At 67.3% G+C, this 11,456-nt stretch carries 12 protein-coding genes; 8 read left to right on the top strand and 4 right to left on the bottom strand.

The features are described 5' to 3' along the window. Window positions 1-17: 17 nt before the first annotated feature. On the bottom strand, window positions 18-671 hold the full coding sequence (locus RCF13_RS13365; protein WP_134968397.1) for a TetR family transcriptional regulator: 654 nt from the start codon (window positions 669-671) through the stop codon (window positions 18-20). Between the two features lie 345 nt (window positions 672-1,016). Here RCF13_RS13365 and ndk point away from each other — a divergent pair, with 345 nt between their 5' ends. The 7 genes from ndk to der all read left to right on the top strand — a co-directional run bounded on the left by ndk (window position 1,017) and on the right by der (window position 7,646). After that, window positions 1,017-1,442 (top strand): nucleoside-diphosphate kinase, encoded by a 426-nt coding sequence (gene ndk / locus RCF13_RS13360; RefSeq protein WP_005409295.1) that lies wholly within the window; start codon window positions 1,017-1,019, stop codon window positions 1,440-1,442. A gap of 10 nt (window positions 1,443-1,452) precedes the next feature. Then, window positions 1,453-2,658 (top strand): 23S rRNA (adenine(2503)-C(2))-methyltransferase RlmN, encoded by a 1,206-nt coding sequence (gene rlmN, locus RCF13_RS13355; protein ID WP_005409296.1) that lies wholly within the window; start codon window positions 1,453-1,455, stop codon window positions 2,656-2,658. Continuing rightward, entirely contained in the window at window positions 2,645-3,430 is a 786-nt protein-coding gene (pilW, locus tag RCF13_RS13350) for a type IV pilus biogenesis/stability protein PilW (RefSeq protein ID WP_134968398.1), read from the top strand. The genes rlmN and pilW overlap by 14 nt, the downstream gene beginning before the upstream one ends. Window positions 3,431-3,448: 18 nt before the next feature. Continuing rightward, window positions 3,449-4,318 (top strand): RodZ domain-containing protein, encoded by an 870-nt coding sequence (locus tag RCF13_RS13345; protein ID WP_061477901.1) that lies wholly within the window; start codon window positions 3,449-3,451, stop codon window positions 4,316-4,318. Window positions 4,319-4,383: 65 nt separating this feature from the next. Next, window positions 4,384-5,022, top strand: a complete 639-nt coding sequence (locus RCF13_RS13340) for a tetratricopeptide repeat protein (RefSeq protein WP_061477900.1) — start codon at window positions 4,384-4,386, stop codon at window positions 5,020-5,022. Then, window positions 5,022-6,230: an outer membrane protein assembly factor BamB gene (bamB, locus tag RCF13_RS13335; protein ID WP_134968432.1), complete on the top strand. Its 1,209-nt coding sequence runs from the start codon at window positions 5,022-5,024 to the stop codon at window positions 6,228-6,230. Before RCF13_RS13340 ends, bamB begins: the two co-directional genes overlap by 1 nt. An 18-nt stretch (window positions 6,231-6,248) precedes the next feature. Then, window positions 6,249-7,646 (top strand): ribosome biogenesis GTPase Der, encoded by a 1,398-nt coding sequence (gene der, locus RCF13_RS13330; protein WP_005413118.1) that lies wholly within the window; start codon window positions 6,249-6,251, stop codon window positions 7,644-7,646. Between the two features lie 132 nt (window positions 7,647-7,778). On the opposite strand, the gene RCF13_RS13325 is transcribed toward der, so the two are convergent. The 3 genes from RCF13_RS13325 to RCF13_RS13315 all read right to left on the bottom strand — a co-directional run bounded on the left by RCF13_RS13325 (window position 7,779) and on the right by RCF13_RS13315 (window position 10,160). Then, window positions 7,779-8,540 carry a lysine transporter LysE gene (locus RCF13_RS13325; RefSeq protein WP_134968433.1) on the bottom strand — a complete coding sequence of 254 codons (762 nt, stop codon included), beginning with the start codon at window positions 8,538-8,540 and terminating at the stop codon, window positions 7,779-7,781. A gap of 94 nt (window positions 8,541-8,634) precedes the next feature. Next, on the bottom strand, window positions 8,635-9,270 hold the full coding sequence (locus tag RCF13_RS13320; protein WP_100448379.1) for a LysE family translocator: 636 nt from the start codon (window positions 9,268-9,270) through the stop codon (window positions 8,635-8,637). 74 nt (window positions 9,271-9,344) lie between these two features. Beyond that, on the bottom strand, window positions 9,345-10,160 hold the full coding sequence (locus RCF13_RS13315; RefSeq protein WP_134968434.1) for an AraC family transcriptional regulator: 816 nt from the start codon (window positions 10,158-10,160) through the stop codon (window positions 9,345-9,347). An 89-nt stretch (window positions 10,161-10,249) separates the two neighbouring features. Between RCF13_RS13315 and moeB the strand changes: the two genes are divergently transcribed. Then, the gene (moeB, locus tag RCF13_RS13310; RefSeq protein WP_231352681.1) at window positions 10,250-11,386 is read left to right on the top strand and encodes a molybdopterin-synthase adenylyltransferase MoeB; all 1,137 of its coding nucleotides are present in this window, start codon (window positions 10,250-10,252) and stop codon (window positions 11,384-11,386) included. Window positions 11,387-11,456: the final 70 nt, after the last annotated feature.

Below are 11,456 nucleotides of genomic sequence, written 5' to 3'. Positions count from 1 at the left end.
GCAGTTACTGGGTGGAATCAAACGGAAGCGGGCAGGGCGCTGGCGCGTGCGGCGGCGCGGAACCCGGCTTCGGCGAAATGGATCAGTTCGTGGGCGGCATGGGCACGATGCGCCGCTTCGGTGACACCGGCGGGACGCTTGATCAGCCCGAAGTCGGCCATGGCATAGGTGAGCGAGCCGGCAAGAAAGTCCAGGCGCCAGTACAGCTCTTCCTTGCTCAGGTCCGGCACGCACTCGCCGATGGCCTTGCCGAACGCACGCAGCACGTGGCCGTAGTGGTCGGACAGGAACTTGCGCAGGTTGTCGTTCTTCTCGGCGTAGGCGCGGGCGATCACGCGCACGAAGGCGCCGCCGTTCTGGCGGTCCTGGGCCAGCGCCAGGGCCGGCTCGACGAAGGCGGCCAGTACCGGGCGCAGCTGCCCGGGGTGTTCGCTGCGGGCACGTTCGAGCTGCGACAGGCGGGCGCCGGTCATCTCATCCATGCGGCGGCGGAACACCTCGTTGACCAGGTTTTCCTTGGAGCCGAAGTGGTAGTTGACCGCTGCGATGTTGACGTCGGCCTGGCTGGTCACCTGGCGCAGCGAAGTGCCGGCGAAGCCGTGCTGTGCGAACAGCTCCTCGGCCGCGCCGAGGATCCGGTCTTTGGTCGAGAAGTGGGCGGGTTTGGCCATCGGCGGGCGGACCTTAATCAAACGATTGTTTGATACTAGGACCAGACGGTAGCGTATGGCATTTTGCAGTGCAGCAAAAATGGCTCGGACGGTCAGAATCCGCTCAGCTGGGTGAATGGGTGGATCTGAACCTGTAGAGCCGAGCCCCTGCTCGGCTGCTCTTCGGCCCAAAGGTCAGCCGAGCATGGGCTCGGCTCTACAGGAGGGCCGCAGGCCCTCTACCACCCAGCCGCTTTATCTTTTACAATTCGCCTACGTTTATCAGGCTAAGCCCGCGTCCCGACGCGGGTTTTTTTCATGTTACCCTTCGGGCCATCAGCGGCCCGATTCCATTGGAGACATCCCATGGCGCTGGAGCGCACCCTTTCGATCATCAAGCCGGACGCCGTTGCCAAGAACGTCATCGGCGAAATCTACGCCCGCTTCGAGAAGGCCGGCCTGAAGGTCGTGGCCGCCAAGTACAAGCAGCTGTCCCGTCGTGAAGCCGAAGGCTTCTACGCCGTGCACCGCGAGCGTCCGTTCTTCAACGCGCTGGTCGAATTCATGATCTCCGGCCCGGTGATGATCCAGGCCCTGGAAGGCGAGAACGCCGTCCTGGCCCACCGCGACCTGCTGGGCGCCACCAACCCGAAGGAAGCCGCGCCGGGCACCATCCGCGCCGACTTCGCCGAATCCATCGATGCCAATGCCGCCCACGGCTCGGACTCGGTCGAGAATGCCGCGATTGAAATCGCCTACTTCTTCGCCGCCACCGAAGTCGTCTCGCGCTGAGAGTAATGCCGTGAACGAGGTCGTACAGTCCCCCGCCATCCAGCCGCTGCCGAAGTCGGCGCCCACGGCTGGCAAGCAGAACCTGCTCGACCTCGATCGCGCGGGCCTGGAGAAGTTCTTCGTCGAGGTTCTCGGCGAGAAGAAGTTCCGCGCCCACCAGGTGATGAAGTGGATCCACCATCGCTACGTCACCGATTTCGATGAAATGACCGACCTCGGCAAGGTCCTGCGCGCCAAGCTGCAGGCCCATGCCGAGGTGCTGGTTCCCAACATCGTGTTCGACAAGCCCTCCGCCGACGGCACCCACAAGTGGCTGCTGGCGATGGGCGTGGATGGCAAGAACGCCATCGAGACCGTGTACATCCCGGACAAGACCCGCGGCACGCTGTGCGTGTCCTCGCAGGTCGGTTGCGGCCTGAACTGCACGTTCTGCTCCACCGCCACCCAGGGCTTCAACCGCAACCTGACCACCGCCGAGATCATCGGCCAGGTGTGGGTTGCCGCACGCCACCTGGGCAACGTGCCGCACCAGATGCGCCGCCTCACCAACGTGGTGATGATGGGCATGGGCGAGCCGCTGATGAATTTCGACAACGTCGTGCGCGCCATGAGCGTGATGCGCGACGACCTGGGCTACGGCCTGGCCAACAAGCGCGTGACCCTGTCGACCTCCGGCCTGGTGCCGCAGATCGACCGCCTGTCTGCCGAAAGCGACGTGTCGCTGGCGGTGTCGCTGCATGCGCCGAACGACGCGCTGCGCGAGACGCTGGTGCCGCTCAACAAGAAGTACCCGATCGCCGAGCTGATGGCCTCGTGCGCACGCTACCTGCGCGCCAACAAGCGCCGCGAGTCGGTCACCTTCGAATACACCCTGATGAAGGGCATCAACGACAAGCCCGAGCATGCCCGCGAGCTGGCCCGCCTGATGCGCCAGTTCGACAACGCGGTGCAGGCCAAGGATTCGGGCAAGGTCAACCTGATTCCGTTCAACCCGTTCCCGGGTACCCGCTACGAGCGTTCGGAAGAAGCGCACATTCGCGCCTTCCAGAAGATCCTGCTCGACAGCAACGTGCTGACCATGGTCCGCCGCACCCGTGGCGACGACATCGACGCCGCCTGTGGCCAGCTCAAGGGCCAGGTAATGGACCGCACCCGCCGCCAGGCGGAATTCAACAAGACGCTGCAGGCGGGGAAGGGGAGCGATGCCGCGGCCTGACCGCCTCTGGCTGGTTCTGTTCGCAGGCGTGCTGGCCGTTGCGGTCGGCGGCTGCAAATCCCATCCCAAGGCCAAGCTCGGGCCGAGCCAGGCACCGGTCTATTCGGTGGGTGACCCGGAAAGCGTGCGGCGCGAAGTGCGCTGGCGCGACCTGTTGACCCTGGCGACCCGTGACATGCAGGTCGGCAATCTCGACGCCGCCGAGCGCAAGGTGCGCGAAGCGCTGAAGCTGGCGCCCGAGGCGCCCGACGCGCTGGTGCTGCAGGCCGGCATCGATGACCGTCGTGGCCGCACCCGCCAGGCGGGCGAGAATTTCCGCAAGGCCGCCGAGCTGGCGCCGCAGCGCGGAGACGTGCTCAACAACTACGGTGCCTGGTTGTGCCAGCAGGGCCAGCCGGCCGAATCGCTGGTCTGGTTCGACCGCGCGTTGCAGGCGCCGGGTTATGCCACCCCGGGCGAAGCGCAGGCCAATGCCGGCAGCTGCGCACTGGACGCTGGGCAGCTCGAACGTGCCGAGCGCGACCTGCGCGCGGCACTCGTCGCGGCGCCGGCCAACCCGGTTGCGCTGGAGTCGATGGCCCAGCTGAGCTTCCGCCAGGGCCGCTACATGGAGGCCCGGGCCTTCGCCGAACGTAGGATTGCGGCTGCACCCGCAACGCGTTCCGTGTTACAACTTGCGTCTCAAATCGAAGCGAGGCTGGGCGATCGGGCGGCATCTGATCGCTATCTGCAGCGGATTCGACAGGAATTTCCGCAGGATGCGGGCTCCTAACTCCAGGGTTGATGCATTGTGATTGATGACCAGACTGTGAGCGCTCTCGAGACTGCGGCCGGCTGCGGCACCCGCCTGCGCCAGGCCCGTGAAGCGGCCGGACTGACCCTCGAAGATGTCGGCTCGCGCCTGCGCATGCCGGTCCAGGTGGTCAAGTCCCTGGAAGAGGAACAATGGCAGAAGCTGGGGGCGCCGGTATTCGTGCGCGGCCAGCTGCGCAGCTATGCGCGCCTGCTCGACGTGGACGTGGGCGAGCTGCTGGAGCAGGCCCAGGTCGGCCCGGTGGTTCCGCCCACCCTGGTCAGCCATACCCATACCCCGCGTGCGCGCCGTATTGCCGAGAACCTCGGCCGGCGCGTGCTGTATGTCGGCATCACCGCCGTGCTGGCGGTGCCGGTGTGGTTCGCCACCCGTGGCCACTTCGACGGCAGCGCGACCCCGTCGCCGAGCACCGCCTCGCTGGACGTGATCCCGGCCGCCGTGCCGGTCACGCCGTCCGCAGCCGGTAGCGAGACGGCCGCCCCGGCCGAAGCGACCCCGGCCCCGGCCAGCAAGCCGGCGGCCACCCCTTACGTCGCCTCGCTGGCCCCGGTGCCGCGCCCGGCGCCGGCCCCGGCTGCCGGCAATGCGCTGGAAATGCAGTTCAGCGGCGACAGCTGGGTCGACATCGGCGGCCCGGACGGCAGCACCGTCGAGAAGGCACTGATCAAGTCCGGCGAGACCCGCAGCTTCACGCCGGGCCAGGTGACCCGGGTGACCCTGGGCAACGCCTCGGCGGTCCAGGTTCAGCAGAACGGCGCTATCGTCGATCTGACCCCCTACCAGCGAGCCAACGTGGCACGCTTTCAGGTATCCTCTGAAGGCTCCGTAGTCCCGGTTTCGCACTGAGGCGCGGTTTCACCACCTTCGATTAAACCCAATGGTCCCTCCCGACGGGCGGGGCGAGAGTACGCATGGCGATCGACGATCTGCTCGACGAGCACGAACAAAGTGAACGCGTCCGCAGCTGGCTGCGGAAGAATGGCGCCAGCATCCTCGGTGGCGTAGTCATCGCCATCGGTGCCATTGCCGGCTGGCAGTGGTACCAGAAGGATCAGGGCAGCAAGCTGGCCTCGGCCAATGTCGAGTACCAGAAGGCCTTGCAGGGCCTACAGCAGAACAAGCTTGACGACGCCGCCAAGGCGGTCAAGGCGCTCGAAGCCGGCCCGTCCAGCATCTACGGCGACCTCGCGGCGCTGCAGCTGGCCAAGGCCCAGGTCGACGCCGGCAAGAACGAAGAGGCACTGGCCACCCTGCGCAATGTGAAGGTCGAAGGTGACCTGCAGCGCGTGGTCGACCAGCGTGTGGCCCGCCTGCTGGTGGCCACCGGCAAGAGCGACGAGGCCATCAAGCTGCTGGGCAGCGCCACCGACAGCAGCAGCCTGGAAATCCATGGCGATGCGCTGATGGCGCAGGGCAAGCGCGATGAGGCCCGCGTACAGTACGAGAAGGCGCTGAAGACGCTGGACGTGGCAGCGCCGCAGCGGCGCTTGCTGGAAACCAAGGTTATGGACGCCGGCGGCACCGTTGCCGCCCCTGCGGAGTCGGTTTGATGAGTCAGAAGGTCATGATCACCCGCGTCGCCACCGTGCTCCTGATGGGCATGGCCCTGACCGGCTGCGGCACCATGAAGGGCTGGTTCGCCGGCAAGGACGCGGCGGCGAAGAAGGCACAGGAACCGGCTGAGCTGGTCAAGTTCGAGCCGACCGTGAAGGTCAGCAAGATCTGGTCGGTCAACCTCGGCAAGGGCGAGCGTCGCATCGGTGTGCGCCAGGGCCCGGCGGTGGCCAACGGCCACGTGTTCGCTGCGGCGATCACCGGTGGCGTGCACGCCATCGACCTGCAGACCGGCAAGAAGGTCTGGACCTGGGAGCCGAAGAAGGAAAAGAAGAAGGCCAAGCTGCGCTTGTCCGGCGGCCCGGGTGTCGGTGAGAACCTGGTCGTGATCGGCACGCTGGATGGCCAGGTCATCGCGCTGGACATCAACGACGGCAGCGAGAAGTGGCGCGCCCGTGTTCCGGGTGAAGTGATCGCCGCGCCGGCCGTTGCCCAGGGCATGGTCTACGTGCGCAGCAACGACGGCCGCGTGACCGCCTTCGATGTCGGCAACGGCACCCAGAAGTGGTTCAACCCGAGCGAGCTGCCGGCGCTGACCGTGCGCGGCAACGCGCCGGTGGTGACCGGCCCGGGCGTGCTGTTCATCGGCAAGGACGAGGGCGCGGTCGCGGCCCTGGCCCAGCAGGATGGCCGCACGCTGTGGGAACAGAACCTCGGCAACGGCGAAGGCCGCACCGAGCTGGAGCGCATGGCGGACGTCGACGGCGCACCGGTGCTCGACGGCAACACCCTGTACGTGAGCAGCTTCAAGAACCAGACCATGGCCTTCGAAGGCCCGACCGGTCGCCCGCTGTGGGCGCGCGACCATGGCGGCGCAGGTGGCGTGGCGGTATCGTCCGGCAATGTGTTCGTGACCGACAACAAGGGCGGCGTGTTCGGCCTGGACAAGGCCAGCGGCGCAGCCATGTGGTCGCAGACGGCACTGGCCCGTCGCTCCCTGACCGGCCCGGCACTGCACGGCGACTACGTCGTGGTCGGTGACTACAAGGGATACGTGCACTGGTTGCAGGCCTCCGATGGTGCGATGGCGGCACGGGCAAAAAGTGGCGGCGACGCCCTGCTGGCCCAGCCGGTCGTCGCAGACGGGGTGCTGCTGGTGCAGAACGTGGATGGCAAGCTGACCGCCTTCCGGTTGGCAAACTAAAAAATTGGAGTAATCGCGATGCTGCCTCTGGTCGCCCTGGTTGGACGGCCGAATGTCGGCAAGTCGACTATTTTCAATGCGCTTACGCGCACCCGTGACGCGCTGGTCCATGACCAGCCTGGCGTCACCCGCGACCGCAACTACGGTGTCTGCCGCCTCGACGAGGACAACCATTTCCTCGTCGTGGATACCGGCGGTATCGCCGGGGAAGACGAAGGCCTGGCCGGCGCCACCACGCGCCAGGCCCGTGCGGCCGCGGCCGAAGCCGACCTGATCCTGTTCGTCGTCGACGCGCGCGAGGGCACCTCGGCGCTCGACGACGAGATCCTGGCCTGGCTGCGCAAGCTGTCGCGCCCGACGCTGCTGCTGATCAACAAGATCGACGGCACCGACGAGGACAGCGTGCGTTCCGAGTTCGCCCGTTACGGCTTCGGCGAGATGCTGACCGTCTCGGCCGCGCATCGCCAGGGCCTGGACGACCTGCTGGACGAAGTGATCCAGCGCCTGCCGGAAGAAGGCAGCGGCGAAGAGCTGGACAACGACCCGAACCGCATCCGCATCGCCTTCGTCGGCCGCCCGAACGTGGGCAAGTCGACCCTGGTCAATCGCATCCTCGGCGAGGAGCGCATGATCGCCTCCGACGTGCCGGGTACCACCCGCGACTCGATCGCGGTGGACCTGGAGCGCGACGGCCGTGAGTACCGCCTGATCGACACCGCCGGCCTGCGCCGTCGTTCGCGCGTGGACGAGGTCGTCGAGAAGTTCTCGGTGGTCAAGACCATGCAGTCGATCGAACAGTGCCAGGTGGCCGTGCTGATGCTGGACGCCACCGAAGGCGTGACCGACCAGGACGCCACCGTGCTCGGTGCGGTGCTCGACGCCGGCCGCGCGCTGGTGATCGCCATCAACAAGTGGGATGGCCTGACCGAGTACCAGCGCGAGCAGGCCGAAACCATGCTGTCGCTGAAGCTGGGCTTCGTGCCGTGGGCCGAATCGGTGCGCATCTCGGCCAAGCACGGCTCGGGCCTGCGCGAGCTGTTCCGCGCGGTGCATCGTGCGCACGAATCGGCGAACAAGACCTTCACCACCAGCGAAGTGAACAAGGCGCTGGAAGTGGCCTACGAGACCAACCCGCCGCCGACCATCCGCGGCCATGTCTCCAAGCTGCGCTACGTGCACCCGGCCGGTTCCAACCCGCCGACCTTCATCGTGCACGGCACCCGCCTGAAGGAGCTGCAGGAGTCGTACAAGCGCTACCTGGAGAACTTCTTCCGCAAGCGCTTCAAGCTGATCGGCACGCCGGTGAGCTTCATCTTCCGCGAGGGGACCAACCCGTACGAGGGCAAGAAGAACGTCCTCACCGAGCGGCAGGTCAAGGCCAAGCGGCGCTTGATGAAGCACGTCAAGGGCAAGTGATTCACGGGAAGGCGGCCGCAGGGCCGCCTTTTTCGTTGCGGCGAACCGGTCTGTAGAGCCGAGCCCATGCTCGGCTGCTTTTCGCGGATTGACGAGGCGCGCTGCGTGCGTCAGCCGAGCATGGGCTCGGCTCTACAGATCTCGATCTGGGCGACCGCCGCGACGTGCGCGGCAATGTGGCAAGGCGCATGGGATGCTGCGGGGTGCGGCCATCATCGATTCCGGCAGCCGCGCCTGCCCCGTGATGCTTGCCCAGACCAGGGTGGTACCCAATGCTCCTGCCAGGTACGCCACCGACACCGCCCCGGTCACCAGGCCTGCGGCATGCTCCAGCCACGGAAGGAGTCGGCAATACCTCCGTGCCCAGCGCAGATGGCTGCCGAGCCATGCCATCAGCAGGCCGAGCGACAGCGCGACGCCGCTCAGGCCGGCCACGTAAGCGGCCTTGGTGCCAGTGTCGGCAACGAGGCCGGAAAGCAGGGCAGCCACCGCGAACTGCAGCATCCAGTTGCTGGTGCTGGCGAGCGCCAACAGGCATCCAGCCTCGGCGTGCGGCCAACGGGAGCGGGCCCTCAGGCCCCAGGGTATCTGCAGGGAAAGCGGAGAGAGGGTGGTCAGCCCGGCATCGCGCAGGCACATGCCCGCCAGGCGCAACAGCAGGAGGCAGCCCGTGCACTGCATCGCCAGCGTCCACAGGCCGCGGTTTCCCAGCATGGCCGCTGCAACGAAAGCCATGGCGCAGATGACGCCCGTACCGATGGCGATACCGAACGACGCGGCCATGGCGGCGTGCCCGCCCGCGCCCATTGCGGTGCGCAGGATCTTCGCGTGATTGGAAGCAGGCAGGAGCATGGCGAAGCCGTACAGCACCGCGACGATGAAGAACTGCTGCACGTAAACCTGCCACCGACCTACAGAAAGTGCCGAGTGTGGGCTGGTGCGGACGCGCCGTATTGAACGCTATTGCGACAGGCGCGAATCGCCGGTATCAGCCCACCCACAGCGACACGACGATCCATAGCGCCAGCGCAATCATCAGGAGCCCTGCGGCGCGCTCCAGCCAAGGCAGGGCGCGTGCGAATCGGCCCAGCACCCACGGGTGGCCGACCAGCGCGGCTACCAGCAGATCCCATAGCAGGACGATGCCGAACATCCACGCGCCATAGAAGAACTTCGTTGCGGTGCTGGCCTGCGGGCCGTTGAGCATTGCCGCCAACGTTGCGTAGAACAGCGCATTCTTCGGGTTCAGCAGCGCAGACAGGGCGCCCAGCCCTGCCGCCTTCCACCATCCGTGGGCACCGTCCGCTCGCGATCCGGCGGCAGCGTCAGATGCCTGCAGCGTCGTCGAACCCGCATGGCGCAGGAACAGCGTGCCGAGGTACAGCAGGAACCCGCAGCCCGCCAACTGCACCGCAATGAACCCTGCGCTACCTGCGCGCAGCATGGCCATTCCAGTGAAGGCGGCCACGATGAAGACGCCATTGCCGAGGGCGATGCCTGCGCAGGCGCCACTGGCGGTGCGCCAGCCAGAGGTGATCGCAGTGCGCGCAACAAGGAAGAAGTCGGGGCCGGGTGAGAGCAGGGCGAGAAAATGTACGGTGGCGATGACCAGGAACTGTTCCATCGGGTCCGGCGGCGGCTGGCGGGGGCGCCAGTGTGGGGATGCGCCGCGCGATGGTATTGAACGTTATTGCAGGCTCAGCGCCGGTACTGGCCCGGGGTCGCACCGGCGTGGGCCTTGAAGACCCGCTGGAAATGGCTCTGGTCGGCGAACCCCAATGCATGGGCGACCACGGCCAGTGCCTGCCCTTCGCACAGCCGCCGCCGGGCCTCCTGGATGCGCTGGTCGATCTGCCAGGCGTGCGGGGTCAGGCCCGTGGCACGCCGGAAGGCGCGGATCAGCTGGTAGCGGCTCATGCCTGCCAGCGATGCCAGCTCCTGCAGGGCCGGGGTGTGTTCGAGCCGCTGGCGCAGAACGTCCATCACCGGCTGCAGCCGCTGCTGTAATGCGGCATCTTCAGGCGGGCCAGCCACGGCTACACCATCGTGTTCATCCAGATCGCCGACGAACGCGATCAGGGCAGCTTCCTTGACGCTGACCGGATCGTCGGAGAACAGCGTCTGGTTGAGCTGGCAGTACTGCTGGTAGCGCGGGCGATGGTTGGAAATCCGGATCGGTTCCTGCTGCCAGTCGGGTTCGGGCAGGTCGTCATACTCGGCGCGGACCTCGGCCATCCAGCGCGCGTCCAGATGCAGCATCTGGTAGCTCCAGACCTGGCCGGGCAGGGGGTTGCAGGCGTGCACGCGGCCTGCGGGCACGCCGACCAGGCTGCCGGGCTGCAGCAGGCGCGGTCCTTCCGCAGCACCGGTGAACAGGCTGCTGCCGGCGTCCACGGCGCCGATCGAGAAGGTGTCATGGCTGTGCGGGCGGTGGCAGGCGCGGCTGTCGCACGCCCGTCGGCTTTCGACGAAGGGCATGCGCGGGTCACGCCAGAATTCGGTGGCATCACGCATGCAGCGGTTCCGGGATGCAGGGGGCAACGCCCGCATGGTGCCATGTTCGGGGCAAGGCGCGGCGAAGGCGTCTGCGCGATAATGCGGCCATGAGCATCCAAGAGCTTTCCCCCGCGCAGGCGCGCGAGCGCCTGGCCCACGGCGCCGTGCTGATCGATGTGCGCGAGGCGCACGAACGGGCCGGCGGCATGGCCGAGGGCGCGCGCGGCGTGGCCAAGGGCGAGCTGCAGGCCGACCCGGCCGCGCATCTGCCGCAGCGCGACCAGGAGATCCTGCTGATCTGCCAGAGCGGCAAGCGCTCGGCCGATGCCGTGCAGTTCCTGCTGGAGGCCGGCTACACAAACGTCGCTTCCGTGACGGGCGGTACCGTGGCCTGGCGCGAGCAGTCGCTGCCCTTGGTGCAGCCGCTGGCCAGCGCCGCCGACCGCGATTTCTTTGATCGCTATTCGCGGCATCTGCTGCTGCCACAGGTCGGCGAGGCCGGCCAGCGCCGGCTGCAGCAATCACGCGTGCTGGTGCTGGGCGCGGGCGGCCTGGGTGCGCCAGCCGGCTTCTATCTGGCCGCCGCCGGGGTAGGGCACCTGCGCTTTGCCGACCACGACCGCGTGGAGCGCAGCAACCTGCACCGGCAGATCGTGCATACCGAAGCCAGCGTCGGCCAGCTCAAGGTCGATTCCGCTCGCGAGCGCCTGCTGGCGCTGAATCCCTCCATCGAGGTCGAGGCGGTGCCGGAGCGGGTGACCTCTGAGAACGTGGATGCATTGCTGGACGGCGTGGACGTGGTGCTGGACGGCTCGGACAACTTCCCGCTGCGCTACCTGCTCAACGACGCCTGCATCAAGCACGCCAAGCCCCTGGTCTATGCCGCCATCGAGCGCTTTGACGGCCAGGTAAGCGTGTTTGACGCTGGCCGCCAGCGTGGCGTGGCGCCGTGCTACCGCTGCCTGTTCCCGGAGCCACCGCCGCCGGAGTTCGCGCCGAACTGTTCCGAGGCCGGTGTGCTGGGCGTGCTGCCTGGCCTGGCCGGCGTGCTGCAGGCCACCGAGGTGCTGAAGCTGCTGCTGGGTATTGGCGAGCCGCTGGTGGGGCGCCTGCTGCGCTTCGATGCGGTGGGCATGCGCTTCCGCGAGACCGGCATCCGCCCGGACCCGCAGTGCCCGGTATGTGCGCCGGGTGTGCCATTCCCGGGGTATATCGATTACGCCGCGTTCTGCCGGGGGGGGTGAGGCTGGCCGGGGATCCATCCACGCATGGCGTGGATCTACCGGGGCGCGGCGGCTGTGCGTCATCCACGCA

The sequence above is a fragment of the Stenotrophomonas maltophilia group sp. RNC7 genome, assembly GCF_030910085.1.
In the GTDB taxonomy this organism is placed as follows: domain Bacteria; phylum Pseudomonadota; class Gammaproteobacteria; order Xanthomonadales; family Xanthomonadaceae; genus Stenotrophomonas; species Stenotrophomonas sepilia.
The sequence above is the reverse complement of the archived record's forward strand: the minus strand, read 5'-3'. Positions and strand labels throughout refer to the sequence as shown.